Source organism: Curtobacterium sp. AB7 (genome assembly GCF_044909335.1).
Classification (GTDB): Bacteria; Actinomycetota; Actinomycetes; order Actinomycetales; family Microbacteriaceae; genus Curtobacterium.
The window spans coordinates 243075-268594 of record NZ_JBIYED010000002.1; the positions used below are offsets into that span (position 1 = coordinate 243075).

Below are 25520 nucleotides of genomic sequence, written 5' to 3' on the forward strand. Positions count from 1 at the left end.
TCTGCCCGGACGGTTGACACCGCCTTGGTATACCGCCGATACTCGTCCCATGACTGCAACCGTGTCCACCCGCGTCCTCTCCGAGGTCCAGGGGACTGCCGGCATGATGATGCCGGTCGCCGTCATGCGTTGTCGAATGTGTGCCTGATCGGCACCCGTTCCAGCCGGATCCCCCGCGACACCACCCCGGTCGCGAGCGTGTGATCCCCGGGTGACGGACACCGTCGGCGACGCGCACCACGTCACGAGGTCTGTCTCCCGTTCCCCCGGGTCCGCCCCGGTCCGCAGCAGGACCGCAGGGCACATCGGCATCCAGCCGTACCCGGGTCGACGCATTCGACACCGCCGCCAGCGCCACACGCGCACCGGCCACATCGCCCGGAGAACCACCATGTCGCTCACCATCGCCCAGCCCCGCACCGCGCTTCGCACCGCCGCTCCGGCGCCGACCGACCTCGGTACGGTCACCCCGATCCGTCCGCGTCCCGCGACACCGGCCACGACCGGGCAGACCAGCGTGCCGACCAGCCCGGTCGTCGCACCGCCGCGCAACCGCTCCCTGCCCGAGGGCACCGAGGCCCGTGGCTTCGCGCTCTACGTCGGGATCGACGAGGCGAAGGCGGCAGCGGCCGGCACGACGCTCGCAGCCGTCGTCGAGCAGCTGAAGGCACTGACCGCGCAGCTGGTGCCGAGCTCGGAGACCTACGCGGCCGTCGCCGTCGCCGCGGAGCAGTCCGGCGGCCGTGACGTCGACGTCGTCCGACTGGCCCTGCAGGACCGGTCCGCGGTCGCCGCCCGCAAGCAGGCCGAGAAGCCCGAGCCGGAGGAGACCGGGGTCGTCATCGACATCTCCCGCAAGCGCGTCACACTCGACGGCGAAGCAGCTCCCCTGACCTACAAGGAGTTCGAACTCCTGCAGTTCCTGGTGCTGCGCGAGGGCCAGACGGTGGACCGCTCGGCCATCATCGACGGCCTGTGGTCGGACGGCGAGGACGAGACCCCGAACGAGCGCACCATCGACGTGCACGTGCGTCGTCTCCGCTCCAAGCTCGGCGCGTTCGAGGAGATCGTCCGCACCGTCCGCGGCGTCGGGTACCGGTTCGACCGGCACGCCGACGTGGCCGTGCGGTACGCCTCGACGCCGTCGCCCGACCTCTTCTGATCCTGATCGGTCGCTCTTGGTGAACTCGCAGCGAACAACGCACGGGGAAGCTAGCGCGCCGTTACCGCTTCGTTATACAGTCGGTCGTGCAGACGGTGTTTGCTGTGGCACCGCCTGCGGAATGTGATTGCAGGAAACTCTTGGTGCAAGGGAGAGGGCCGGTCGCTCGGAAGAGCGGCCGGCCCTCGTGCATGTCCGAGCGCTTGCATGTCGAACCCGCGCCTGTCGGGGGCCGTCGGTAGTGTGGACGGACCGTCCGACCAGAGGGAGCGCCATCGTGAGCGAGTCACGCCGCAGCGAGAAGGCGACCGCCGTCGCTGCCTGGGAATCACTGTTCCGCGCCCAGGTCACCGTGATGCGGAGCCTCAACGCGGACTTCCCCGGCGGCGAGATCTCCTTCAACGAGTACGACGTCTGCTTCAACCTGTCGACGCAACCCGGCCGACGCTGCCGCATGCGTGACCTCACCGGTCACCTGCTCCTCACCCAGCCGAGCGTGAGCCGTCTGGTCGATCGCCTGCTCGCTCGCGGGATCGTCGAGAAGCAGCCGGATCCGTCCGATGCCCGCGGCGTGATCGTGGCACTCACCCCGCACGGGTTCGACGTCTACCGCCAGGTGGCCGTGCAGCACGCGGCGAGCATCGCGCAGCAGGTCGGCGCCGGACTGTCCGACGCCGAACTCCGCACCCTCACCGAGCTCTGCACGAAGCTTCGCCTCGCGGTCGGCACCGCACCGGGCCGACGATCCGTCACGCGGTCGGTCTCCGAGTCGGACCCGGCACCGGTGTGAGCGGCGCACTGGTCTGGCTCCGCGACGACCTGCGGCTGGCCGACAACCCCGCGCTGCGTGCCGCGATCGACCACGGTGGCGACGTCACGGTGGCCTACGTCCTCGACGACGAATCCCCCGGCATCCGTCCCGCCGGCGCCGCCAGCCGCTGGTGGCTCCACCACTCGCTCACCGCCCTGGACGGCGAACTCCGTGACCGCGACTCGCGGCTGGTGCTGCGACGGGGTGCGGCCGCCGCGGTGATCGACGCCCTCGTCGCCGACACCGGTGCCGACGCCGTGTTCTGGAACCGTCGGTACGGTCCGGCCGAGCGCGAGGTCGACGCCGGCATCAAGAGCGCCCTGCACGACCGCGGCATCGAGGCCCACAGCTTCGCGGCGAGCCTGCTCTGGGAGCCGTGGACCGTCCGCACCGGACAGGGCGAGCCGTACAAGGTGTTCACCCCGTTCTGGCGTGCTGCCCAGGCGATGCCGGAACCACGGCACCCGCTCCCGAAGCCCCGCGACCTGCCCGCTCCGGCGCGGGTCGCGAGCGACGACCTGAGCCAGTGGGACCTCCTGCCGACCCGTCCCGACTGGGCCGGCGGACTCCGCGACGCCTGGGAGCCCGGCGAGCACGGCGCACACCAGCGACTCGAGCACTTCGTCACCCACGCGCTCGAGGACTACGACCAGCGCGACGAACCCGCCATGGCCGCCACGAGCGACCTGTCCCCGCACCTGCGCTGGGGCGAGGTCAGCCCGTACCAGGTGTGGCACCGGCTGCACGGAGCGCTCGAGCCCGAGCAGCGCCAGAACGCCTCCGCCTTCCTGCGACAGCTGGCGTGGCGCGAGTTCAACTGGAACGAGTACTTCCACTGCGAGGACATCACGACGGTGAACGTGCGTCGCGAGTTCGACGCGTTCCCGTGGCGGGACGCCCCGGCGGCCGAGGTCGACCGGTGGCGCACCGGGACGACCGGGTTCGACCTCGTCGACGCCGGCATGCGCGAGTTGTGGCACTCCGGCGCCATGCACAACCGCGTCCGGTTGGCGACCGCGAGCTTCCTCGTCAAGAACCTGCTCGTCGACTGGCGCGTGGGCGAGCAGTGGTTCTGGGACACCCTCGTCGACGCCGACTCCGCCAACAACGCCGCGAACTGGCAGTGGGTCGCCGGGTCGGGCTTCGACGCGGCGCCGTACTTCCGGGTGTTCAACCCCGACCGGCAGCTCGAGCGCTTCGACCCGCACCGCGAGTACGTGCACCGGTGGGTGCCGTCGGAGGAACTCCGGCCCGAGCCGATGGTCGACCTCAAGGTGACCCGGCAGCGCGCCCTCGACGCCTACGCCGAGATGCGCCGGTCATGAGCCCGTGGGACACCGCCGTCACGCAGGTCGACGCGCTCTTCCGTGACCGTGTCGACCGGGGCGTCGCACCGAGCAGTGCGTGGGGCGTCTTCGACCGGAAGGGCCTCGTCGCCTCCGGGGGCCACGGCGATCGCGGCGACGGACAGCGGCCGGACGCCGACACCGTCTACCGGATCGCGTCGTGCACCAAGAGCGTCACCGCGGCGACGCTGCTGACGCTGGTGTCCGACGGTCGGCTCGACCTCGACGCGCCGATCACCGCGTTCGTCCCGGCGTTCGGCGCCGTGCCCCTGCCCACGCCGGACTCCCCCGTGCCGACCGTGCGGATGCTGCTGACCATGTCGGCCGGCTTCCCCACCGACGACCCCTGGGCGGACCGGCAGGAGTCGATCAGCGACACCGAGCTCGACGACGTCCTGCGCCGCGGGCTGTTGTTCGACTCCGTGCCCGGCACCCGGTTCGCGTACTCGAACCTCGGCTACGCCCTGCTCGGGCGGGTCGTCGCCGTCGTCACCGGCCGTCCGTTCACCGAGGCGGCACGCGACACCGTGCTCCGTCCGCTCGGTCTCGACCACACGGTGTTCAGCGCGGCAGAGGCGCTGGGACCGGTCGTCACCGGGTTCCGCCCGAACGACGGCGACTGGGAGCCCCTGCCGATGACCGGCCCGGGGGCGTTCTCGTCGATCGGTGGCCTGTTCTCCACCGTCCGCGACCTCGCACGGTGGGCGACGCACCTCGGGTCGGCGTCCTCCGATGCTCCGGAACCCGGCCCGGTCTCCCCCGCGGACCGCCGTCTCATGCAGCAGGCGATGCGGGTCGTGCCGTCGTCCGTCATCCCCGGCTCGTCACGCGCAACGGCGTACGGCTTCGGGCTGTTCGTCGAGCAGGACGCCCGGTTCGGCGAACTCCTCTCGCACTCCGGCGGCTACCCGGGGTTCTCGGCGCACATGCGCTGGTCTGCCCAGACCGGGCTCGGCGTCGTCGCGTTCGAGAACGCCACGCAGGCGAAGGTCTCCGCCGCAGCCCAGCAGGCGCACGACCTCCTGCTGGATGCAGCGCGTCCGGCGGCGTCCGACGGGCACGCCGACACGACGACCGGACCGGTCCGCCGCCCCGGCGCCGAGCCGACCATCCGCGCGACGCGAGCGGCGCAGGCTGCCGTGACGGGCCTCCTGACCGACTGGCAGGACGCCGTGGCGGACGCGGTCTGCACGCCGAACGTGGCGATGGACGTCCCCTACGACCGTCGCCGTCGTGCGATCGCCGCGGCGGTGGCCGAGGTGGGCGCTGACCTGACCGCCGCTCCCGTCGCCGAGGAGTCGTCGACGCCGTCGCACCTCCGGTGGTGGCTGCCCGGCACCTGCGGGCGCTTGCGCGTCGAGATCCGGCTCGCCCCCGCCGCGGCCGGACGCGTCCAGACCCTCACCGTCGTGGCGGAGCCCGCCGAGCACTGACGTGGTGGAGCGCACGCGAGAAGCCGGCCAGGTCCGCGCCGCGCTCCTTCCTCGTCACACCGGAGGGCGACCACCCACGAACCCGAGTGCTCGGGCCGCGACGCGGGTGCCCTCACGTGCAGCCGCTCCGACCCGCACGGGATCCGTCGCCCACGCCCGCACGAAGCCCGCGGCGAACGCGTCACCGGCGCCGACGGTGTCGACGACCGTGGCCGGCGTCGCGGGGACGCGGTGGACGCTCCGTCCGCGTCGCCCCACCAGCACGCCGTCGGCGCCCACCGTGACCACCACGAGCGGTACGTGCTCGGTCAGTCGCCGCACTGCGTCGTCGAGGTCGGTCGTGCCCGTCAGTTCGAGGGCCTCCTGCCCGCCGGGGAAGAGGACGTCGACGCCGACGAGGGCCTCGAGGAAGGCGGGGGCACCGACCGACCGGACGATCGCTGCCGAGGACGGGTCGAGCGACACCCGGGCCGACCCGAGCCGAGCACGGGCGACCAGGGACGCGATACGGTCGGCGCCGCCTCCGAGCATGGCGTGCCCGGTCAGGTGCACGATGTCCGCGCGTCGGGCCACGGCCTCGGGGACGTCCGCGGCGGTGAGCTTCCCGCTCGCGGCAGGGTCGGACATCGCCGTGCGGCCGCTGTCGTTGCGCACCGACACCACGACCCCGGTCGAGGTCATCGCGTCGTACCGCAGGTGCGGACGGACACCGGCGTCCTCCAGCGACCGCTCGTGGCGGTAGACATCGTCGACGCCGACCCGCGCAACCAGGTCGACCTCGGCACCGAGCCAGCCGAGCCAGGCGGCGGTGTTGCCGGCAGCACCGGTCGGTCGGTGACGGATGACGGCGGCGGGATCGTGGACGCCGATGGTGTGCGCGGTCGTCTGCACGAGCACGCCGTCCAGGACGTCGCCGACGACCAGGAAGCGTTTTCCGGCTCCCCGACGGCGCCCCGCGACCACCCGTCCGGCACGGGTCCCCTCGGGCTGCGACACGGGCACGGAGCCCTCTTGCGGCATGGACATCTGCCCCAGTGTACGGGGAACCGAGTATTGCTCCGTTTTCAGGCCGGTACAGGCGGTCACAGCAGGTGACTCCCCCACCGAGCGACCGGTAACATACTCCATGACACCGGGCGGTCGATCGCGTGACCGCCGCCGCCGATCCGACGGAGAAGCCATGCCCCGGAAGCCCGACCCGACACTCAAGCCGGCGATCCTCGAGAAGGTCACCCTGCACCTGCTCGACACCAAGCTCGAGGACGTCTCGGTGCGCAGCCTCGGTCGTGTCCTGGGCACGAGCGCCTACCCGATCGTCTACCACTTCGGCTCACGTGACGCGCTCATCGACTCGGTCGTCGAGCACCTGGCCGACACGGTCTGCCGCGCCGTGCTCGATCCCGGCGCGGACCGCGCCGCGCTCGGTGACTACCTCGTCACCACCTTCGGCGGGCTCGGCGATCCGCACCGAGCCCTCGCCGCGCGGCTCACCTTCGAACTCGGTTCGGTCGAGGCGTTGGACGGCCGCACCCGACAACGCGGTCTGCACCGAGACCGCGTCGCCGCGGTCGCCGCGTGGTGCCTCGCGCACGGCTACGACGCCGCGGCAGCCGACCGCGCCGCGCACGACGCCGTCATGGCCGCGCGCGGTGCGCAGTGGAGCGCGATCGTCGACCGGGAGCGCACCGACGCCGACGCCGTACTCCGCGCGATCGCCGACCAGCTCGCCGCGGGCGCGGCCGTCCCCGCGGCCTGATCCACGAACGGGAGGCACGGTGCCAGCTGGCACCGTGCCTCCCGTTCGTCCGTCGGTCGCGTCACGCGACCCGCGGTCGGTGGGTCAGAGCGTCACGAACGACTGCGACTTCGCGTTGGCGAAGCGCCCCGCGACGTTCTCCCAGTCGACGATGTTCCAGACGGCCTTGACGTAGTCCGCCTTGACGTTGAGGTAGTCGAGGTAGAAGGCGTGCTCCCACATGTCGAGCAGGAAGATCGGCACGAGACCGAACGGCACGTTGGCCTGCTGGTCGAACAGCTGGAACGTGGTCAGCTTCTGGCCGACGGTGTCCCAGGCCAGGACGGCCCAGCCGGAGCCCTGGATGCCGTTCGCGACAGCGGCGAACTGCGCCTTGAAGGTGTCGAACGAGCCGAAGAACTCGTCGATCGCCGCGGCGAGCTCGCCCTCGGGGACCTTGGTGTCCGGGCCGAGGTTGGTCCAGAAGATCGAGTGGTTGACGTGGCCACCGAGGTGGAACGCCAGGTCCTTCTCGAGCTTGTTGATCGCACCGAAGTTGCCCGACTCGCGCGCTTCACCGAGCTGCTGCAGCGCGGTGTTCGCTCCGGTCACGTAGGCCTGGTGGTGCTTGTCGTGGTGCAGCTGCATGATCTTGCCGCTGATGTGCGGCTCGAGTGCGGCGTAGTCGTACGGCAGCTCCGGCAGGGTGTACTCAGCCATGTGAGGTCCTTTCGATCAGTGGGTTGCGGATGGGATTCCGCGGCTCACGAGAGCCGGGAACGATCGGTGAGGGAGTGGAATTCCCGGTTGTGGTAGACCAGCGGCTCGCCGTGCTCGAGGCCGACGACGATGTCGAGGACCTCGGCGACGACGACGGTCGAGCTGCCGATCGGGGTCGTGGAGAGCGGACGGCACCGGAGCGCGCTGGCGGCGCTGGGCAGGTAGCGGTCGCCCGAGGGCAGGGTGCCCCAGATCGGGTCGTCGGCTGTGGGGCTGCCGGTCGAGGCGAAGCGTCGCGCGAGTGCGACGCTCAGCGAGTCGACCAGGTGGACGACGAAGACCGGCGCGCCGAGCACGACCCCGGCGGACCCGGAGTTCGTGGAGAGCGAGAACACGAGCACCGGCGGGTCGACCGCCACACTCGCGACGCTCGAGGCGGTGAGTCCGGTCGGACCGTCGGGCCCCTCGGCGGTGATGACGGCGACGCCGGCCGGGTGCCCGCGGAACGCGGACTTGTACGCTTCGGCGATGTTCGCCGGGGCTTCGTCGGGCATGGTGTTCGTCGTCGTTCCTTCGCGCGGGGTGAGCCGTCACTGGGCGGCCATGTCCCAACGTATGACCTGAACCATGGTTGAGGTCAACGATTCACAGGTTCGACCGCTCCCGGGCGCGCCGCGGCGATGACTTCGTGAGCAGAAATGGTCGGGTCTCGTGGCGCGACCCGACCATTTCTGCTCACGATGCGGCGCGCGTCAGCGGCGCGCGTCAGCGGCGCGCGTCAGCGACGCTTGAGCATGACGACGGCGCCCGCGGCGGCGATCACCATGAGCACCGCAGCGACGCCAGCCGTGATCGTCACGCCGGAGTCGAACGCCGCCCGCGCCGATTCGAGCAGGGCGTGACCGGCGCCGCCGCCGAGGGACGACGCGGCGGACACCGCACCGCCGAGCGTCTCCTGGGCAGCGGTGTGCGCGGTCGAGCTCAGTCCGCCCGGCACCACGACGTGCGCCCGGTAGGTGCTCGCCAGGATCGTGCCGAGGACAGCCGTGCCGAGCACCGCGCCGATCTCGTACGCCGTCTCGGACATCGCGGACGCCGCACCGGCCTTGTCCGCCGGGGCGGTCGAGATGATGAGGTCGTTCGTGACGGTCTCGGACGCGCCGATCCCGATGCCGAGCAGCACGAACGCGAACGCCAACGCCGCGATCGACGCATGGTGTCCGAGGATCGCCACCAGGGCGTACGCGGCCGCCGAGAACAGCAGCGAGACCGACACGACCCAGCGCGGCGCGACGCGGGCGACGACCGGCACCACCGCGAGGCCCGCGACGATCGTGAGCACCGAGCCGGGGATGAGCACGACGCCGGAGGCGAACGGGTCGAGCCCCGCCACGAGCTGCAGGTGCTGCGCGATGAAGAACAGGAAGCCGGTCAGCGAGAACATCGCCATCAGGTTCATGAGCACGCTGCCGGTGAACGCTGTGCTGCGGAACAGGCGCAGGTCGAGCATCGGCGTGCGCGACCGCAGCTGCCGGCGGACGAACGCGATGCCGCAGACGACCCCGACGGCGAGCATCGCGACGGCGAACCCGCGCTCCTCCGGGTGCACGAACGACTTGATCGCCCAGGCGATCGGCGCCAGCGCCCCGAGGGACAGGAACATGCTCGGCACGTCCACGGGCCCGGGCATCGGGTCGCGCGACTCCGGCACGCAGAACGGGACGCCGACGAGCATGAGCACGAGGATCGGCACCGCGACCAGGAAGACGCTGCCCCAGTGGAAGTGCGCGAGCAACGTGCCACCGACGAGCGGACCGAGGGCGTTGCCGGCCGCGAACATGGTCGACCAGACGGCCAGCGCCATCCGCCGCTCCCCCGCGTCGACGAAGACGTTGCGGATGATCGAGAGCGTCGCGGGCATGAGCATCGCCCCGAAGACCCCCATCGCGATCCGGGCAGCGACGAGCATCCAGGCGTCGGTCGCGAAGGCCGCGGCGACGGAGAACAGCGCGAAGCCGGTGGCCCCGATCACGAGGATCCGACGCCGGCCGATGCGGTCACCGATGCTGCCCATCACGACGAGCAGCCCGGCCAGGACGAGCGGGTACGCGTCGACGATCCAGAGCTGCGTGGTGGCGTCCGGGTTGAGCGCACGACTGATCGACGGCAGCGCGAAGCTCAGCACGGTGTTGTCCACCGAGATGAGCAGGACCGGCAGCATCAGCACGGCGAGCGCGAGGAACCGTCGAGCGCGGCTGCCGGTGACGCGGGTGGCGATGGGACTGGTGAGCAGTGCGGACACGGCGGACTCCTGGGACTTCGAGCCGGACCTGGTCGACGGCGGGCGGTGCGTGGGGCAGACGAGACGGGACGCGGGATGGACACGCGCCCCGTCAGGACTCCGTCAGTGTACCGTCTGGACGGTGATGGTTGCAAATGCAACCAACAGACTGACGGGAGGCCCGTGGCGGGCTCGCCACGCGCCTCCCGTCCGACGGTTGGTCCCGCCCAGAGCGACCGGCTGGAGCGGCGGCACGACCTGCGTCCGGTGCCGGGGTGCCGGGGTTCCGGGGTTCCGGTGCCGGGGTGCCGGGGTTCCGGTGCCGGGGTTCCACAACACGCCGTGTGGACTCCGCCCGGGTTCCGATGTCGGGCGGCGTGAGCGCCGACATGCCGAGATCTCGGAACCTCGGGGAAGGCGCGGGGCGGGACCGGGGCGCTGCAGGGCGGGGCGGCCGTCGTCAGGCGGAGTCGCGGACCAGCAGGCTGTGGCGCACGGTGCGCTGCACTGCAGCGCCGTGCCGCGGCAGCTCACCGGCGAGCATGCCGAGCGCGAGCGTGAGGGCCTCACGTGCGACGGCGTCGAGGTCGACCGCCAGGGTCGTCAGCATCGGCGACACCAGAGCGCCGAGCGGCAGGCCGTCGACGCCGACGACCCGGACCTCACCGGGGACGTCGACGCCCGCGCGGCGGCAGGCCTGCAGCACGCCGAGCGCCATCACGTCGTTGAAGGCCAGGATCGCGTCGAGCCGGCGCTTCCGAGCCAGGATCCGCACCGTCTCGTCGGCACCGCACTCGGCGGTGCCGTGCGGCGCGTGCACGAGCTCCGGCAAGTAGCCGCGGCGGCGCAGCGCGTCCAGCATGAGCAGGCCGCGCGCGCTCGTGTGGTCCGGCGACGAGTTGTCGAGCACGACCGGGTGCCGCACCCCGGTCGCCACCAGGTGGTCGGCGAGGGCCTCGATCGCGTCGGCGGGGTCGATCCACACCGCTGCCGTGGGCGGGTCGGAAGACGGGTCGAGCTCGACCATCGGCACGTTGCCGAGGAGCTCGCTCCACCGGTGCCGGCGCGAGCCGAGGTAGCCGATGACCACGTCGGTCTGCGCGCCGAGCGCCTGGACCATCCGGTCGGCGTCACTCGCCAGGTCGACATCGGCGAGCATGACGTTCCACCCCTGCTCGGCAGCGAGCCGGAACACGGCGGACGCGAGCTGAGGCGTGTACGGGTTCCGCAGGTCGTTCACGACGAGCCCGAGCTGGTGGTCCCCGCCGGTGACCAGCCCGCGGCCGAACCGGGACGGCCGGTAGTCGAGCGACGCCGCGACGGCGAGCACTCGTTCCTTCGTGGTCGCGCTGATGCCGGACATGCCGTTCATCGCGCGGGTGACGGTCTGCCGGGACACCCCGGCGGCCGCGGCGACGTCGATGATCGTCGCGCGGCCGCCGGAGTGCGGGCCGTCCGGTGGCGACTGGGTCAGTCGCGGAGGTCCAGCCATGCCATCTGTTCCGGGGTGAGGTCGACGGAGAGGCCCGTCATGGACGATCGGGCTTCCGCGATCGTACGCGGTCCGAAGAGCGGGAACGTCGGGAACGGCTGGTTCAGCACGTACGCCAGGGCGATCGCCGTGGCGGGGACGCCGAACCGGTCGCCGAGCTCCCGCGCGCGACGGAGCCGCTCGAAGTTCTCGTCGCTGTAGTAGCAGCGGACGAGCTCGGCGTCGCTGGTGTCCTCCGGCGTCGCACGGCCGGTGAAGAAGCCACGGGCCTGCGATGACCACGGCAGCAACGGGACCTGACGCTCCTCGAGCCACGCCTTCGACGCGGCGTCGGTAGCGTGCTCGCAGCCGTCCCACGGCACGTCGTACGCCTCGGCCAGGCCGAAGTGGTTGCTGAGGACCTCGAACTCGTGCTTGCCGTTCGCCCGCGCGTACGCGTTCGCCTCGTCGAAGCGCGCCGGCGTCCAGTTCGACCCGCCGTACACGCGGATGCGGCCGGCGCGGCGGTGCTCGTCGAGGACGTCGACGAACTCCCCCACCGGGATGTCCGGGTTGTCGCGGTGCATCATGTAGATGTCCGCGTAGTCGGTGCCCTGGCGCTCGAGGCTCTCGAGCAGCTGCTTCGTCAGGGACTCCGGGTCGCAGAACGGCGTGTGCGCACCCTTCGTGATGACGACCACGTCCTCGCGGATGCCGCGGTTCTGGATCCACTTGCCGAGCCGGCCCTCGAGCACACCGCCGCCGTAGATGTAGCCGGTGTCGAACACGTTGCCGCCCTGCTCGACGAACAGGTCGAAGATCGCGCTGGCGTGCGCCAGGTCGGGCTGGTTGTCGACGCCCATCACCAGGCGCGACAGCCGCTTGCCGACACCCGGGATCTCGCCGTACTGCATGGGGTTGCCGTCCTGCACCCGGAGCGGCCGACCGCTCACGGTGGGGATGTCGGCGGACTCGGCCTCGAACGGGTAGCGCAGGCCGATCGCGGCGCGCCACTTGTCGAGGGTGCGGGCGGTCGCGAGCGACTCGTCGATCGTCATCTTTGCTGCCTCGACCGCACCGGCACGCAGGGCGTCGGTGGTGGCGTCGGCCTCACGGGCGTAGGGGTGCTCGCCGGCGAAGGACAGCGTGCGCGGGTCCTCGTCGACGGTGTGCACCTCGATCGTCGGGTCGGCGCCGAGGGTCCACGGGTCGGCGAGCAGGAGGCGACCGCGCGTGCCGTACACCGCGACCGCGTTGTCATCCTGCACGAAGACGCCGGTGCGGACGGACGCCGTGATGCCGCCGCGGTAGGTCAACTGGGCGACGGTCCACTCGTCGACCCCGGTCGGCCCGAGGGTGCCGGTGGCGGTGAGCTCCGTCGGCTCGGGGACGGCGACACCCGTCGCGGCCTGCACGATCGCGGCGGCCATCGTCACCGGGTACCCGCCGACGTCGAGGATCCCGCCGCCGGCCGTGTCGACGTCGAACAGTCGGCCGCTCCGCTCACCGGTACGGAACGCGAACGAGGCGTCGATGTGGGTGACCTCGCCGATCACGCCGTCCCGCACGAGGTCGAGCAGTGCGGCGGTCTGCGGGTGGAAGCGGTACATGAACGCCTCGACCAGTGGCAGGCCGGCCTGTCGTGCGGCATCGGCGAGCGCCATGGCGGTGCCGTGGTTCGGGGCGAGGGGCTTCTCGCACAGGACGGCCTTGCCGGCCTCGAGCGCGGCGAGGACGAGCCGCGCGTGACCGGTGTGCACGGTCGAGACGTACACGGCGTCGACGCGCGGGTCGGCGAGGACCTCGTCGTACGTCGCAGCGGAGACGTCGGTGAACCCGAGCTGCGCGGCTTCGTCGGCGAAGGTCTGCGCCCGCTCGGTGGACGAGCTGCCGGCAGCCACCAGGGCACCACCGCTCGCGGGCAGCTGGGAGAGGAATCGGCGGGCGATGCCCCCGGGGCCGAGGACGGCCCAGCCGGGGCGGTCGGCGACCGTCGAAGTCGGGGTGCTGGCGGTGTTCGCGGTCTGCGCTGACATGCGGATCCTTGTCGTCTCGTGAACCTTCACGGTCACGACGACGCTAGTGCCACACGCCCGGCGGATCAATGCGGAAGTGCTTGACACGGCGTGTCTCACAGAGGATGCTCTGGACCACTTCGTGAGCGTTCACGGTCGAACGCTCCGGGGACCCGGTATCGCTGTGTCCAACCCGATCTCAACGACGAGAGCAGGTAGTTTCGTGACGTCATCTCCATCGATCAGTCTCAGCAGGCGGGGGTTCCTCGCCGGCGCAGGTGCCCTCGGAGCCCTCGCCGCCACCGCCCTGTTGGCCGGGTGCTCCACGAGCACCGCCATCTCGAAGGACCCTGACGAACTCGTCCGGCGGTGATGGCCGGCGCCGTGATCAGCGTGTTCCCGCTCATCGGCGTGTTCATCATCGGCTCGCGCCACTTCATCGCCAACATCGCCGCCGGAGCGCTGAAGGGCTGACGGACCGAGCGCCCCGACCGGCAGGGTGCAGGCGTCGCGGGACGGCCCGCGACGCCTGCACCTGCTCGCGCACAACTCCTCCTAGACTCGTGCCCATGGCCAGTGCCCGCGACCGCGTCCTCGACAGCTTCGTCGCCATCGTGTGCGAAGACGGCGAACGTCCCGCGACGCTCGACGCCGTCGCCGCCCGCGCCGGTGTCTCCAAGGGCGGGCTGCTGTACCACTTCGGCTCCAAGGCGGCCCTGGTCGAGGGGCTGTGCGAACGGCTCTCCGACCTGTCCGCCATCGACGTCGAGCGCATGGCCGAGGCCGAGGACGGCGCCGCCCGCTACTTCGTCCGCAACTGCCTGTTCGTCGGTAGTGAGCTCGACCTCGCGCTCCTCGCCGCGAGCCGCCTGCAGCAGGCCGGCTACGAAGAAGCGGGCCGGACCCTCGACGACACCGAGAACGCGTGGCTCGAGACCCTCGTCGACGCGCTCCACGACGAACCCACCGCCCAGGCGGTCAAGCTCCTCGGTGACGGCCTGTACCACCAGGCCTCCCTCGGCGCCGCGAGCGACGGTCGACCGAAGCGCAGCACCGTCGACATGGAGGCGCTCCTCGCCGTCGTCGACCGTCTGATCGCGACGAAGCCCGGCGCGTGAACGACCATCCCCGTTCCTGGGGATAGACTTGGCGACGTTCCACTCGTCGACACCCGGAGGTATCCCGTGGGCCGCGTCATCGCCGCTGTTTTCTCGATCCTGCTGCTGCTGGTGTCGATGTACCTGTTCGGGTTCGCGTTCCAGGTCGACTCGGGCCAGGCGTTCATCTTCATGGGTGGTCTGATCCTCATGACCCTCTCCTTCTTCCTGCCGATCCACGTGTTCGGCAAGCGGTAACCACTCCGCCACGCAGAACGGCCCCGCACCTCTCGAGGTGCGGGGCCGTTCTGCGTGCCGGCGTCCGCAGCCGCAGGCAGCGTGCTGTGCACAACCAGAGTGCATTCGAGCCGCGGCACCACGCGGCGCGGATGCACGTTGGTTGCGCAAACGGTCACGTGCTCGGAACGCGCGACGCCACGGACGGGAGGCGCGGCGCGCGGCCGCCACGGGCCTCCCGTCCGCCGTCGCGCACGTCCACTGCCCGCTGCACGACCACAGTGCGCTCGCGCCGCGACATTGCGCGGTTCGGGCGCATCGTGGTTGTGCGCAGCGCAGCCGCGCCAGCCGCGACGAGCGCCAGACCCGCGCGCCGCGCGAGCGCGCCGCGCGGGCCAGCCGCCAGCCGCTACGCGAGCACGCGCAACGAGCGCAGCGTCACCGCGGTCGCGACGGCGGCGTGCACGGCCTCGGCGCCCTTGTCCTCCTTCGAGCCGGGCAGCCCGGCACGGTCGATGCCCTGCTGCTCGTCGTCCAGGGTCAGCACGCCGAACCCGACGGGCTTGCCGGTGTCGATCGCCACGCGGGTGAGCCCGCTCGTGGCGGCGTCGGACACGTACTCGAAGTGCGGGGTGCCGCCCCGGATGATCACGCCGAGCGCGACCGCGGCGTCGAACCCGGCCTCGAGGGCGGTCTTCGCGACGACGGGCAGCTCGAAGCTCCCCGGGACCGGGAACACCGACGCGGTGGCGCCGAGCCGTTCGACCTCGCGCTGCGCCCCGGCGAGGAGGCCCGCCGCGATCGTGTCGTGCCACTGCCCGGCGACGATGGCCACCCGGATCCCGGTGCCGTCGACGTGGTCGCGGTCCGCCGCGCCTGCTCCGCTCATCGTGCTGTTCCTTCCGTGGACAGGGCAGCTGCTGCCGCCGTCCGGTCTGCCGCGTCCAGCCACTCGACGAGCGCGGCGATGGTGATGACGGGCACGCCCTCGCGCGCCCCGAGTGCGACGAGCGCCGGCAGCCGCATCATGCTGCCGTCCTCGTCGACGATCTCGCAGATCGCCGCGGCGGGCCGGAGCCCGGCTGCGGTGACGAGCTCGATCGCGGCTTCGGTGTGCCCCGCACGCTCGCGGACCCCGCCTGGTCGTGCCCGCAGGGGCACGACGTGGCCGGGGCGGTGCAGGTCGTCGCGCACCGAGGTCGGGTCGGCGAGGACCCGCAGCGTGCGCGCTCGGTCGTGGGCGCTGATGCCGGTGGTGACCCCGACGGCTGCGTCGACGGTGACGGTGTAGGCGGTGCCGCGGACGTCCTCGTTGTGCTGGACCATCGGCGGCAGGTCGAGTGCGTCGGCGATCTCGGCGCTCACGGGCGCGCAGATGAACCCCGACGAGTGCGCCACGGTCCAGGCGATCCACTCCGGCGTCGCGAGCTCGGCGGACAGGATGACGTCGCCCTCGTTCTCGCGGTCCTCGTCGTCGACGACGATCACCGGGCGGCCGGCCGCGACCGACGCGATCGCGGCCTCGATGCTCGACGAGCCGAGGGTCTGCGGGACCGCGGCGACCATCACCGGGCCTCCGAGCCGACGGTCTCGAGCGAGCCGACGGCGGCGTCGAGCCGCAGCATCCGGCGCACGTGCCGCGCGAGCACGTCGGTCTCGACGTTCACCCGGTCCCCCGGCACGCGCAGGCCGAGGGTCGTGGCCTCGAGCGTCTCCGGGATGAGGCTGACCTCGAACCAGGCGGCGTCCGGCGCGGTGTCTTCCGGCGAGACGGCGCTGACGGTGAGCGAGACGCCGTCGAGCGCGATCGACCCCTTGTCGACGACGAGCGGGCTGAGCGCCGGCGCGAGCGAGAACCGTACCCGGCGCCAGCCGTCGCCGTCCGCGGTCTCGAGCACGGTGGCGGTGCCGTCGATGTGGCCCTGCACGATGTGGCCGCCGAGCCGGTCGCCGACCGACGCGGCGCGCTCGAGGTTCAGGCGGTCGCCCACCCGCAACGCTCCGTGCGCGCTCATGTCGAGCGTCTGCTTCATGACGAAGGCGGTGAAGGAGTCGGGGGTCTGCTCGACGACGGTCAGGCAGACGCCGCTGGTGGCGATGGAGTCGCCGTGGCTGGCGTCCGCGACCACGATCGGCCCGCGGACGGTGAGCGCGACGGAGTCGCCGTGCTGCTCGACGGCGGTGACGGTGCCGAGTTCCTCGATGATGCCGGTGAACACTGGTGTCCTCTCAACGGGACTCCGGGGGTGTTCGACGATCGTCGGCATCGACGGACGGGTCGTCCCACGCAGGGTGGGTCGTCTCGTCCGCCAGCGCGCCTCCCATCCGGACTCTCACCGTCGGTCCCGGAGTTTCACCGAGTCAACCTCTGCCGGGTTCGCACCCGTCATCAGCTCGTGGACTGTCACCACCGGTTCGGAATTGCACCGACCCCGGAGCGCTTGCGTAGTCGGAACGATACCCCAGACCGGTGACCGACGCGTCGGGCCGGAGCGGGGCACGTAACGGGGCGACGCGGCGCACGACCGGGAGGCCCGTGGCGGGCCCGCACCGCGCCTCCCGTCCGCCGCCCGGTCGCGTCCACCGCACCGACCCCGCCGACCGTGCGCCTCAGCCGCGTCCGCGCGCGAGCGCGACCGCCTGCCGCAGCGACAGGTCCGGCAGGTACGCCCGGACGACCGCGAGGCCGATCGACGGCAGCGCGACCGGGTCGGGGTAGGCGAGGACGAGCGGGTGCAGGTCGGGGCCGAACTTCTGCTTGAACCGGAGCAGCGAGCGGAACCCGTAGACCGGTTCGAGGACGCCCCCGACGAGCTCGAGCAGGCTCTGCACCCCGTCGCTCGGTGCCGCGTTCTCGCCCGCCTGTGCGAGCGGCGCCGCCGACAGGCTGAGCCGCTCGACACCGTCCTCGCGCATCCGCTCCGCGGCGCTGGCGACGAGGAACTCCATCACCCCGTTCGGGGCCGCACCGGTCCGGCGCATGACGTCGAGCGTCCACCCGACGACGCGGCCCGCGCGGTGGCTGGGGAGCCAGCTGGTGACGGCGAGCACCGTCCCCGCGGCGTCCTGCGCGACGAGGACGCGGACCGCGGGGTCCCGCATCTCGTCGACGCCGCCGAGCGTGAAGCCCATCTCCGGCAGCTCACGCTCGGACACCCACTCCTCGGAGATCGCCTCGATCTGCCGCGTGGTCGAGGCCGGCAGCTCCTGCCAGGACGACCACGTGGCCGTCGTGCCGTCGCGCTTCGCCTTGTTCACGGCCGTCCGGACGTCCTGCTTGCGCTTGCCGCTCGTCGTCCAGACCCGCGGGTCGAGGTCCGCGTCCTCGGCGACCGGCAGCGTGCTCCACCCCTGCGCCGTGAGGGTGCCGGCGGTGTCCGTCCCGATGCCGTAGAAGACGGCCGTCCAGCCGACGTCGTCGCACCACCTGGCGAACGCCGTCATGGCGTCGGCGCGGGCGTCCGGCCAGCCGAACGGACCGCCGACCGTCACCGCGACCCGTCCGTTCCGGCGGAAGGCGACACCGGCACGGCCGTCCGCGGCGAACCAGTACGCGTTGCCCCGCCAGGTCGTCATCCACCCGAACGCGTCACCGCCGCCGGCCTCGAGGAGCGCCCTGGCACGTTCACGGTCGCCGTGGGCCCGGTCACCGTCCGCATCGGGCTCGACCGCCCCCGTCGGTCGGACGGCTGCGAACGCGATGACGAACCAGAGCAGCGGACCGGCCAGGCCGATCACGACGCGGAGCGTCGGGTGCAGTGACGGGAGCCGGTCCCAGAACGTCACCGGCGCGATCGGACCGAGCGCGGCCACGGCCAGACGCAGGGGGTCCTCGACGTGCTGCGGCGACGAGGCGGCCGTGACGAGGACCGCGGTCACGACGACGCCCGCGGCCGCGAGCACCGTCACCGCGAAGGTGACGACCCGTCGGCGGGAGGGCAACACGGTGAACGACCGACGGAGCAGCACGAGCACCACGGCGGTCGCGAGCGGGACGACGATCGACGCGGCGATGGACACGTCGACGACGAACCGGTCCTCCGACCCGCGCAGCTGCTCGACCCGTCCCGGCACGGCACCGTACGTGACGGCCGCGGCGACCGCCGTGACGACGTCGACCACGACCACGAGCCACACGGCGAACCGGCTGCCGCGGAACAGGCCGAGGCCGCCGACGACGAGCACGAGGAGCGGTGCGGCAGCGAGGACGAGGCTCCACGGGTCGGTCGCGCGGTACGCGAGCAGCGCGCGGAGGCACTCCCCGGCGACCCCGTCGGCACGGCACCCGTGCACCGGCGTGACCGGACCGGCGCCCACCACTGCCGCGATCGGCGCGAGGATGCCGACCCGTGCGCGCGAGACCAGCGCGATGACGGGGCCGACGGCGGACACCAGCACGACGGTGCCGAGCAGGACCCGGGTCTCGCGGTGGGAGCTCCGTACCCAGCCGCTGCGCTTCGGCGTCCGCCGGAGCAGTTCGCCGAGCAGCCAGCCGGCACCGGCGGCCAGCACGGCGTAGAGGTCCGAGGCGTGTCCGGCGTACAGCAGCAGCGCGGCCACCACGGCGAGCGCGTTCACCCGGATCCGGCGTCGCCACAGGGGTCCGGCGAAGGCGCTCGCGGTGACGATCGTCCCGACGATCGCGGTCCACGGGTCGAAGCTCGTCGCACGACCGAGCAGCAAGGACCCGACGTCGCGCCCGTCGGAGTCGACGAAGGCACTGAGTGCGCCGATCCCGGTGCCGACCGTCGTCGTCACCACGAACGCGAGGACGGTCCGCCACGACCCCATCAGCCGTTCGGCCGCACCGACGAGGACCACCACCCCGGCCAGCGTCACGAGCAGGGCCACGACCCCGGTCGACGCCGCGAACACCCGGAACGGGCCGTACGACACCGGTCCGCCGCCGTGCAGGACGCGGAGGACGACGGCCGCGGCCGAGGTGGCGAGCACGAGGACGACGATCGCGGTCGTCACCGGGTGGCGACGGACCGCCCGCAGTGGTCCGCGCCAGCCCCGCGCGGTGCGGGTCACAGGGCGCCCGTCGTCGCGGGCAGCCCGAGGTGTGCGATGACCGTCGGCAGACCGTGTGCCAGGACGTACCGCACGGTGTTCCAGTCGTGCGCGGAGCCCGGAGACACCACGAGCGGTGCCTGCATCCCGACGCGTTCGGCGACCGCTCGGAGGGCATCGGTGGACGCCCGGTACGGAGCGTCGTCCTGGCCGAACCCGAAGACCGTCAGGTGGTCGCCGTACCGGCCGTGCGCGGTCATGATGGCGCTCGGCGACGCTGCGCGGTACGCGGCGGCCGACCCGCCGAAGCCCAGGGCGATCGTGTTCTGGAGGGTGCCGTTCCGTGGCCCGGCCTCGCTCGAGATCGCCAGCGCGGACCCGAACACGTCCGGGTGCGCGGTCGAGAACTGCATCGCGCAGGTCGCCCCCTGGGAGAACCCGACGATCCCCCACGCGCTCGGCGCCGTCGCGACCGGCAGGTGCTCCCGGATCCACCGCACGGTGTCGGTCATCACGTACGTCGCGCTCCGGCCGAGGCGCCGGGAGTCGACGCACATCGGGTTGCGCTCCGGAGCACCGAGCTGGTCCGGGGAGACGACGATCGGGGCGAGACCGTGGTGGGCGTCGGCATAGCGCTCAAGGTACCGGCCGAGGTCACCGGTCTGGAACATGTCCGCCGGCTGCCCGGGTTGGCCGGAGAGCGCCACGAGCACGGGCAGGGTCGGCGGGTGGGCGACCCGTGCGGCCGGCGGCAGCCACACCACGGCCTTCCGGGCGCGGAAGTGCGACACCGTGCCGGGGATCCGGACGCTCAGGGTCTCACCCTCGCGCGGCATGCGCGCCGGAGCCCGCCAGCGCGCGGCGTCGACCACCGCCCCGTCGTGCGCACCGTGCTGCTGGACGGCGAGGGACCGCGTCGCGTACGGGTTCGTCGCGACCGCCTGCTCGAGGTCCTTGTAGAAGCCGAAGTCCACGTTCACCCCGAGGCCGGCCGACAGCGCGACCGCGGCGGCCGCACCGACGGCGACCACCCGGAGCGTCCAGCCGCCCTGCACGAGGACCACGAGCAGCAGGGCGACCGCGGCGAACGCGAAGGCGATCCACATCCGGGTGACCGGGGTGAACGCGACCCCGAACAGGTCCTGGACGTCGCCCGTCCACCAGACCGCGACGAGCCCGGCCCCCGCGCCGACGAGCAACGCCGCGAGCCGGACGAGCACGGCGCGGACGGGGTGCGCACGGGTGCGTCGGAGCACGGGGGCCGTGACGACCCAGGCGGTGAGCAGCACCGCGAGGACGTCCACGGGGACGAGGACGTCGCGGCTGGTGACTGGGAGGCGCAGCAGGTCGTGGAACACGATCTCATCGTGGCGTCACCCCGCTGCTGGCCGGCCGCCGAGGCGCTTCGGCTGCGCACAGGTTCGCCACCGTCCGGTCACAGCGGCCTGGCGGGATCCTCCCAGCCGCGGGCAGGGCGACGAGGGGCACCGCAGGTGCGGTGCCCCTCGAGCCCCGTTCGTGTCAGCGCCGCGTGCGCAGCACCAGGGTCCCCGCTCCGGCGAGGAGCAGCAGGAGCGCGAACCCGCGGGGGACGACCGGCGAGGTCGCTCCCGTGTAGGCGAGCTCGGTCGCGCCGTCGCCGCTGGCGACCGTGTCCGCCACCGTCCGCGCGACGGCTGGCTCCCCGCCGGTCGCCGCGACCGTGGTCGTCACCACACCCGTCGTGGAGGCCCGGGTCGGCCCGTCCGCACCGGTGGCACCGGCCGGGGTGGTCACGACGCCGGGCGTGGTGCCGTTCCCGGCGTCCGTGCCGTCACCGGGGACCGTGCCAGGGTCCGTCCCGTCACCGGGCGTCGTGCCCGGGTCGGTGCCCGGGTCCGTGCCGGGGTCGGTACCCGGGTCCGTGCCGTCGCCGGGCGTGGTGCCGGTGCCCGGGGTGGTGGCGGTGCCGTCACCGAGGACGCCGATGCCGTTCCCGCCGACGGTGATCGGCAGGCTGATCATCGGGACCACCTGGGTGCCCGAGAGCAGGCCGCCGTCGCCGGAGGTCGAGCCTCCGGTCGACGGAGTCGTGCTGCCCGGGGCGGTGCCGGTGGCCGGGGTGGTGGCGGTGCCGTCACCGAGGACGCCGATGCCGTTCCCGCCGATCGTGATCGGGACCGCGACCACCGGGGACACCTGGGTGCCCGAGGCCGTGCCGTTCGACCCGTCCGTCGTGCCACCGGCGGACGGAGCCGGATCGGCAGCCGTGCCGGTCCCCGCAGCGGGCGTCGTGCCCGCCGAGGTGCCGTCACCGAGCAGCCCGATGCCGTTGCCGCCGATCGTGACCGGAACGTCGACCAGTCCACCGACCTGCGTGCCGGAGAGCAGCCCGTCGTCGCCGGACGTGCTCGGCGTGGTCGTGGCCGGAGCGGCCGGTGCCGGCGTCGCCGCCGGGCCGGACACGGCAGCGGTGCCGTCCCCGAGGACCCCGATGCCGTTGCCGGACACGGTCACCGGGACCGACACGACCGGGGCGACCTGGGTCCCCGAGGCCGTGCCGTCCTCACCCGAGGTGACCGGTGCCGGAGCAGCGGGCTCGGCCGGTTGCGCCGGCGCGGACGCCACCGGAGCCGGAGCAGCAGCCGGGGTCGACACCGCGTCGCCACCGACGGCGACGGCGTTGCCACCGACGGAGACCGGGGCGGTCACGGCCGGCGCCACCTGGGTACCGGATGCCGTGCCGTCGGCGCCCGAGGTCGTCGGCTCCGGGGCAGGAGCCGGAGCCGGAGCCGGAGCCGGAGCCGGAGCGACCGTCGGCGCCGGGGCAGGAGCTGGAGCCGGAGCGGGAGCGGGAGCGGCCGCTGGGGCTGCAGGAGCCGCGGCGGGCGAGGTCACCGACGACACCGCGTCACCGAGCACCCCGAGGGCGTTGCCGGTGAGGGACACCGGAGCGTCCACCGACGGAACCACCTGGGTTCCGGACACGGCGCCGTCCGCTCCGGAGGTCGTGGCAGCGTTCGCCGCTGCCGCCCCTCCGAGCGTGAGGCCGCCGACGAAGAGGGCGAACCAGAGCCCTCTCGAGACGTACTTGTTCATGGTCGTACTCCCTGATCGAGATCGTTGGCCGACCGCGGTCGCGGTCGGTGTGTGTGCGTGCCTGCCGTGCCTGACAGGCGCACCGATCTCAGTCAGGGGCGACGTCGTGCTCGCCGACGACCGATGCGGGGACCGCGTCGTCGGAGAGCGTGCCGCGAGAGCCCGCGGCGAGGGAGACGATGTCGTCGGTCGAGCCGACGATGCCGACGGCTGCGACGCCGCCGGGAGTCGAGGTGGCACTGCCACCGAGGACGCCCGCGCCGCCCGGGCCGTCGGACGGCGTTCCGTGGCCGTCGCCCGGCTCGGGGACGAGCAGGGCGGTGCCGCCCAGGGTCGCGTCCTGCACGGCACCAGCGAGGGTGCCGGCGAGCGGTCCGGTCACGAGGGCGGACGGCGCGGTCACGCCCGACCGGCGCTCGGCGTCGGGAGCGGACGTCGGGCCCGCACCCGTCGACGCGACCGTGGTCGCGGACGGAGTCGTCGCCGGAGCGGCAGCCTGCGGCGGTCGCGCGGACGGGGCCGGCGAGCCGGGCACGCCGGACGGGGTGGTGCCGACGACGACCGGAGGTGCGGGGACGTCGATGACGGGATCCGTGCCTCCTGGCAGGACGCCACCGACCGACGGGACCACGCCTGCGACGACGTCGGGGACCTGTCCGACGATCGTGCCGACACCCCCGAGGGCGTCGTCGACCAGGCCGGTGACCGGAGCCGTGACCGTGCCGAGGGTGTCGCCACCGACGACGGGGCCGACCACCGGGACGCTGCCGAGCGAGTGGTCGACCGTGTCGACGACCGTGGTCACGGGTCGCGCGTCGGCGATCGTCTGCACGGTCCCGGTGACGGGACGCAGCGCTGTCGCGACGGTGTCGGTGACGGGCCGGGAGGCGGTGCCCACGTGCTCGACGACGTCCTGCACCGGGTGCGTGGCCGGCTCGGCCGCAGGGGCGGTCGTGGGCTGCACCACGGGCGTGGTTGCGGGAGCGGCGGGGGTCGGAGCTGCGGGAGCCGGAGCGGCGGGGGTGACGGGAGCCGGCGCCGGCGCCGAGGCCGCCGGGGCCGGCTTCGGGGGTACCGGAGCCGGTGCCGGTGCTGGTGCCGGCTTCGGAGCTGGCGCAACCGCCGTGCGGACGGGATCCACGACGCCGCCGACGACCTGTCCGACGCCGCCGGACACGTCGTGCACGGTCTCGCCGAGCCCCTCGACCACACCGCTGACGAGCCCGCGCTGCTGCGTCTGGGCGGACGGAGTGGACGCTGCCTCGGCAGCCGAGGCCGGACGGACCCCGAACGCCAGGGACAGCAGCACGAGGGCAGCGAGGGTCCCGACGCCCACCAGGGCGATCCGGAGCACCGCGAGCCAGGGTGCGCGCGACGTCGTGTCCATGCGCTCACCTCCTGATCTCGGCTGCGCACGTAGAGTGGTTGACCGGCAATGTACGCCGGTCCGTTCCGGAACGCACCCCGTTCTGGAAGAAATTCTCAGGAAAGGCCGTCCGTGGTCTCGATCTTCTCCGCCCCGACCCGCAACCTCGACATCGTCACGCTGCACGAGATCCTCCGCCTGCGACAGGACGTCTTCGTCGTCGAGCAGGGGGCCGCGTACGGCGACATCGACGGGCGCGACCTCGAGCCCGGCACCGTGCAGTTCTGGGCGGGCCAGGGTTCGGTGGACGCCACGCTCCGGCTCCTGCGCGAACCCGACGGCACCGAACGCATCGGGCGGGTCGTCACGGCGGCGCACGCCCGCGGTCAGGGCCTGTCCGGGCAGCTGATCGAGGCCGCGATCGCCGAGTCCCGCTCCGCGGCCATCGCCCTCGGCGCCCAGTCGCACCTCGAGCAGTGGTACGCCCGCTTCGGGTTCGTGCGGTCCGGCGACGAGTACCTCGAGGACCGGATCCCGCACGTCCCGATGACCCGGCAGCGCTGAGCGAACCGGCGCGTCAGGCGCGCCAGCGGCGGAGTTCGTCGAACGAGCGGCCCTGCGTGGACCGGTCGGCGACGAGCCGCTCGAACACGATGTTCGTCTGGGTCGTCGCCACCGACGGGTCACCGCTGAGCTCGTCGGCGACGAAGTCCCGAAGCTGCTCGGTCGACTCGCACGCGATGTGCACGAGGAAGTCCTTGTCACCGGCCAGGAACGAGACGTCCTGCACGACGGGCACGCGGAGCAGTCGCTTCGCGAAGTCGCGGAGTTCGTGGCGGGCCGCGGCGTGGACCCGGACGGAGACCATCGCCTCGATCGAGAAGCCGAGGCGCGCGATGTCGACCTCGGCCCGGTAGCCGCGGATCACCCCGGCGTCCTCGAGGGCCCGGACCCGGGTCAGGCACGTCGACGGCGCGATGCCCACGGCGGCCGCGAGGCGGTTGTTCGGGATCCGGGCGTCGCCGGCCAGGGTCCAGAGGATGCGCTCGTCGACCTCGTCGAGGCGCGGGGCGGGGTCGGGACGGCGAGCTGGTCGGTCGGACACGGGTCGACGCTACCGCGACGGTGCGAGCAGGGCGCGGAGCGCGTCGTCGAGCGCCCCGGCCACGACGTCGTCGTCGGCCGACGCGAGCGGCTCCACCGCGGTGGACCGCCGGAGCATCGTCATCCCGAGCACCACCGACAACGCGATCTCGGCCCGGACGAGCAGTTCCTCGGTGGCCTCGCCGCCGACGGCCGTGGCGAGCCGTTCCGCGTACCGGCGGAGGGTCTCGCGGCGGATGGCGTCGGCACCGTCGTCCCCGGAGGACCGGAGCAGCAGCATGAGCTGGAGGGAGTCGTCGTCGGTCGGCGTACGGACCACGTGTGAGACCAGACCGGACAGCGCGCGCTCGAGGCCACGCTCGACGGGCTGCTCGGTTCCGAGGTCCTGCACCACCCGGTCGAGACAGGCTCGGAACAGCCCCTCCTTCGACCCGAAGTAGCGGTTGATCAGTGCGACGTTGACCCCGGCGTCGGCGGCGATGTCCCGCACCGTCGTCGCCTTGTACCCGTCGAACGCGAACCGGTGCCGTGCCGCCCGCACGAGCAGCAGTCGGGTGGCGGCGGCGTCCTTGCTCATGGTCGAAGCGTAGCGGCCCGGCCCGGGATGTAAGCAAGTGTTGACATTGCGTGAGAACTGCGTACCCTCGTCAA

At 72.7% G+C, this 25520-nt stretch carries 24 protein-coding genes and 1 riboswitch; of the genes, 9 read left to right on the forward strand and 15 right to left on the reverse strand.

Features of this window, described 5'->3' with window-relative positions; genetic code table 11:
• The first annotated feature begins 391 nt into the window (after nucleotides 1–391).
• The 4 genes from ABH929_RS07140 (at nucleotide 392) to ABH929_RS07155 (ending at nucleotide 4752) form a co-directional block, all read left to right on the forward strand.
• Entirely contained in the window at nucleotides 392–1162 is a 771-nt protein-coding gene (locus ABH929_RS07140) for a winged helix-turn-helix domain-containing protein (RefSeq protein ID WP_404560646.1), read from the forward strand.
• A gap of 277 nt (nucleotides 1163–1439) precedes the next feature.
• Nucleotides 1440–1952: a MarR family winged helix-turn-helix transcriptional regulator gene (locus ABH929_RS07145; RefSeq protein ID WP_240347364.1), complete on the forward strand. Its 513-nt coding sequence runs from the start codon at nucleotides 1440–1442 to the stop codon at nucleotides 1950–1952.
• On the forward strand, nucleotides 1949–3298 hold the full coding sequence (locus ABH929_RS07150; RefSeq protein ID WP_404560648.1) for a cryptochrome/photolyase family protein: 1350 nt from the start codon (nucleotides 1949–1951) through the stop codon (nucleotides 3296–3298). The genes ABH929_RS07145 and ABH929_RS07150 overlap by 4 nt, the downstream gene beginning before the upstream one ends.
• Nucleotides 3295–4752 carry a serine hydrolase domain-containing protein gene (locus ABH929_RS07155; RefSeq protein WP_404560650.1) on the forward strand — a complete coding sequence of 486 codons (1458 nt, stop codon included), beginning with the start codon at nucleotides 3295–3297 and terminating at the stop codon, nucleotides 4750–4752. The genes ABH929_RS07150 and ABH929_RS07155 overlap by 4 nt, the downstream gene beginning before the upstream one ends.
• A gap of 54 nt (nucleotides 4753–4806) precedes the next feature.
• Here ABH929_RS07155 and ABH929_RS07160 read toward each other — a convergent pair whose 3' ends face one another.
• Nucleotides 4807–5778 (reverse strand): carbohydrate kinase family protein, encoded by a 972-nt coding sequence (locus tag ABH929_RS07160; protein WP_404560652.1) that lies wholly within the window; start codon nucleotides 5776–5778, stop codon nucleotides 4807–4809.
• A 154-nt stretch (nucleotides 5779–5932) separates the two neighbouring features.
• On the opposite strand from ABH929_RS07160, the gene ABH929_RS07165 reads away from it, so the two are divergent.
• Nucleotides 5933–6508, forward strand: coding sequence for a hypothetical protein (locus tag ABH929_RS07165; protein WP_404560653.1), 576 nt, complete (start codon nucleotides 5933–5935; stop codon nucleotides 6506–6508).
• A gap of 84 nt (nucleotides 6509–6592) precedes the next feature.
• On the opposite strand, the gene ABH929_RS07170 is transcribed toward ABH929_RS07165, so the two are convergent.
• The 5 genes from ABH929_RS07170 to ABH929_RS07190 all read right to left on the reverse strand — a co-directional run bounded on the left by ABH929_RS07170 (nucleotide 6593) and on the right by ABH929_RS07190 (nucleotide 12995).
• Nucleotides 6593–7207 (reverse strand): superoxide dismutase, encoded by a 615-nt coding sequence (locus ABH929_RS07170; RefSeq protein ID WP_404560655.1) that lies wholly within the window; start codon nucleotides 7205–7207, stop codon nucleotides 6593–6595.
• Between the two features lie 44 nt (nucleotides 7208–7251).
• A complete protein-coding gene (locus ABH929_RS07175; protein ID WP_111084301.1) occupies nucleotides 7252–7761 on the reverse strand; it encodes a flavin reductase family protein in 510 nt (169 codons plus the stop codon).
• A gap of 224 nt (nucleotides 7762–7985) precedes the next feature.
• Nucleotides 7986–9509, reverse strand: a complete 1524-nt coding sequence (locus ABH929_RS07180) for an MFS transporter (protein WP_404560657.1) — start codon at nucleotides 9507–9509, stop codon at nucleotides 7986–7988.
• Nucleotides 9510–9948: 439 nt separating this feature from the next.
• Nucleotides 9949–10980, reverse strand: coding sequence for a LacI family DNA-binding transcriptional regulator (locus ABH929_RS07185; protein ID WP_123672380.1), 1032 nt, complete (start codon nucleotides 10978–10980; stop codon nucleotides 9949–9951).
• The gene (locus ABH929_RS07190) at nucleotides 10959–12995 is read right to left on the reverse strand and encodes an aldo/keto reductase (RefSeq protein ID WP_404560659.1); all 2037 of its coding nucleotides are present in this window, start codon (nucleotides 12993–12995) and stop codon (nucleotides 10959–10961) included. The genes ABH929_RS07185 and ABH929_RS07190 overlap by 22 nt, the downstream gene beginning before the upstream one ends.
• 202 nt (nucleotides 12996–13197) lie before the next feature.
• On the opposite strand from ABH929_RS07190, the gene ABH929_RS07195 reads away from it, so the two are divergent.
• The 3 genes from ABH929_RS07195 (at nucleotide 13198) to ABH929_RS07205 (ending at nucleotide 14329) form a co-directional block, all read left to right on the forward strand.
• A complete protein-coding gene (locus ABH929_RS07195) occupies nucleotides 13198–13347 on the forward strand; it encodes a twin-arginine translocation signal domain-containing protein (RefSeq protein ID WP_205462810.1) in 150 nt (49 codons plus the stop codon).
• 196 nt (nucleotides 13348–13543) lie between these two features.
• Nucleotides 13544–14092, forward strand: a complete 549-nt coding sequence (locus ABH929_RS07200; protein WP_263092253.1) for a TetR/AcrR family transcriptional regulator — start codon at nucleotides 13544–13546, stop codon at nucleotides 14090–14092.
• Between the two features lie 66 nt (nucleotides 14093–14158).
• Nucleotides 14159–14329 (forward strand): hypothetical protein, encoded by a 171-nt coding sequence (locus ABH929_RS07205; protein WP_159574085.1) that lies wholly within the window; start codon nucleotides 14159–14161, stop codon nucleotides 14327–14329.
• A 388-nt stretch (nucleotides 14330–14717) separates the two neighbouring features.
• Here ABH929_RS07205 and ribH read toward each other — a convergent pair whose 3' ends face one another.
• From ribH to ABH929_RS07240, 7 genes are all read right to left on the reverse strand, one after another.
• Entirely contained in the window at nucleotides 14718–15197 is a 480-nt protein-coding gene (ribH, locus tag ABH929_RS07210) for a 6,7-dimethyl-8-ribityllumazine synthase (protein WP_123292070.1), read from the reverse strand.
• A complete protein-coding gene (gene ribB, locus ABH929_RS07215) occupies nucleotides 15194–15874 on the reverse strand; it encodes a 3,4-dihydroxy-2-butanone-4-phosphate synthase (protein WP_214547832.1) in 681 nt (226 codons plus the stop codon). The genes ribH and ribB overlap by 4 nt, the downstream gene beginning before the upstream one ends.
• On the reverse strand, nucleotides 15874–16527 hold the full coding sequence (locus tag ABH929_RS07220) for a riboflavin synthase (RefSeq protein ID WP_205462812.1): 654 nt from the start codon (nucleotides 16525–16527) through the stop codon (nucleotides 15874–15876). The genes ribB and ABH929_RS07220 overlap by 1 nt, the downstream gene beginning before the upstream one ends.
• Before the next feature lie 90 nt (nucleotides 16528–16617).
• Nucleotides 16618–16752: riboswitch (FMN riboswitch) on the reverse strand.
• A 166-nt stretch (nucleotides 16753–16918) separates the two neighbouring features.
• On the reverse strand, nucleotides 16919–19342 hold the full coding sequence (locus ABH929_RS07225) for a bifunctional lysylphosphatidylglycerol flippase/synthetase MprF (protein ID WP_404560662.1): 2424 nt from the start codon (nucleotides 19340–19342) through the stop codon (nucleotides 16919–16921).
• Nucleotides 19339–20679, reverse strand: coding sequence for an alpha/beta hydrolase (locus ABH929_RS07230; RefSeq protein WP_404560664.1), 1341 nt, complete (start codon nucleotides 20677–20679; stop codon nucleotides 19339–19341). Before ABH929_RS07230 ends, ABH929_RS07225 begins: the two co-directional genes overlap by 4 nt.
• A 163-nt stretch (nucleotides 20680–20842) precedes the next feature.
• Nucleotides 20843–22399 (reverse strand): hypothetical protein, encoded by a 1557-nt coding sequence (locus ABH929_RS07235; RefSeq protein ID WP_404560665.1) that lies wholly within the window; start codon nucleotides 22397–22399, stop codon nucleotides 20843–20845.
• 88 nt (nucleotides 22400–22487) lie between these two features.
• Nucleotides 22488–23786, reverse strand: a complete 1299-nt coding sequence (locus ABH929_RS07240; protein WP_404560666.1) for a hypothetical protein — start codon at nucleotides 23784–23786, stop codon at nucleotides 22488–22490.
• A gap of 111 nt (nucleotides 23787–23897) precedes the next feature.
• On the opposite strand from ABH929_RS07240, the gene ABH929_RS07245 reads away from it, so the two are divergent.
• Nucleotides 23898–24329 carry a GNAT family N-acetyltransferase gene (locus tag ABH929_RS07245; protein ID WP_205462816.1) on the forward strand — a complete coding sequence of 144 codons (432 nt, stop codon included), beginning with the start codon at nucleotides 23898–23900 and terminating at the stop codon, nucleotides 24327–24329.
• Between the two features lie 13 nt (nucleotides 24330–24342).
• Here the strand turns inward: ABH929_RS07245 and ABH929_RS07250 are convergent, their stop codons facing one another.
• Nucleotides 24343–24870, reverse strand: coding sequence for an Lrp/AsnC family transcriptional regulator (locus ABH929_RS07250; RefSeq protein ID WP_123292064.1), 528 nt, complete (start codon nucleotides 24868–24870; stop codon nucleotides 24343–24345).
• A 9-nt stretch (nucleotides 24871–24879) separates the two neighbouring features.
• A complete protein-coding gene (locus tag ABH929_RS07255) occupies nucleotides 24880–25446 on the reverse strand; it encodes a TetR family transcriptional regulator (protein WP_404560668.1) in 567 nt (188 codons plus the stop codon).
• Nucleotides 25447–25520: the final 74 nt, after the last annotated feature.

Excerpts from the sequence above, each read along its gene's own strand:
- ABH929_RS07140 (WP_404560646.1), top strand. The coding sequence starts at position 392 with ATGTCGCTCACCATCGCCCAGCCCCGCACCGCGCTTCGCACCGCCGCT.
- ribH (WP_123292070.1), bottom strand. The coding sequence starts at position 15,197 with ATGAGCGGAGCAGGCGCGGCGGACCGCGACCACGTCGACGGCACCGGG.
- ABH929_RS07200 (WP_263092253.1), top strand. The coding sequence starts at position 13,544 with ATGGCCAGTGCCCGCGACCGCGTCCTCGACAGCTTCGTCGCCATCGTG.
- ABH929_RS07235 (WP_404560665.1), bottom strand. The coding sequence starts at position 22,399 with ATGAACAAGTACGTCTCGAGAGGGCTCTGGTTCGCCCTCTTCGTCGGC.
- ABH929_RS07255 (WP_404560668.1), bottom strand. The coding sequence starts at position 25,446 with ATGAGCAAGGACGCCGCCGCCACCCGACTGCTGCTCGTGCGGGCGGCA.
- ABH929_RS07155 (WP_404560650.1), top strand. The coding sequence starts at position 3,295 with ATGAGCCCGTGGGACACCGCCGTCACGCAGGTCGACGCGCTCTTCCGT.
- ribB (WP_214547832.1), bottom strand. The coding sequence starts at position 15,874 with ATGGTCGCCGCGGTCCCGCAGACCCTCGGCTCGTCGAGCATCGAGGCC.
- ABH929_RS07185 (WP_123672380.1), bottom strand. The coding sequence starts at position 10,980 with ATGGCTGGACCTCCGCGACTGACCCAGTCGCCACCGGACGGCCCGCAC.
- ABH929_RS07175 (WP_111084301.1), bottom strand. The coding sequence starts at position 7,761 with ATGCCCGACGAAGCCCCGGCGAACATCGCCGAAGCGTACAAGTCCGCG.
- ABH929_RS07165 (WP_404560653.1), top strand. The coding sequence starts at position 5,933 with ATGCCCCGGAAGCCCGACCCGACACTCAAGCCGGCGATCCTCGAGAAG.
- ABH929_RS07160 (WP_404560652.1), bottom strand. The coding sequence starts at position 5,778 with ATGTCCATGCCGCAAGAGGGCTCCGTGCCCGTGTCGCAGCCCGAGGGG.
- ABH929_RS07240 (WP_404560666.1), bottom strand. The coding sequence starts at position 23,786 with ATGGACACGACGTCGCGCGCACCCTGGCTCGCGGTGCTCCGGATCGCC.
- ABH929_RS07170 (WP_404560655.1), bottom strand. The coding sequence starts at position 7,207 with ATGGCTGAGTACACCCTGCCGGAGCTGCCGTACGACTACGCCGCACTC.
- ABH929_RS07190 (WP_404560659.1), bottom strand. The coding sequence starts at position 12,995 with ATGTCAGCGCAGACCGCGAACACCGCCAGCACCCCGACTTCGACGGTC.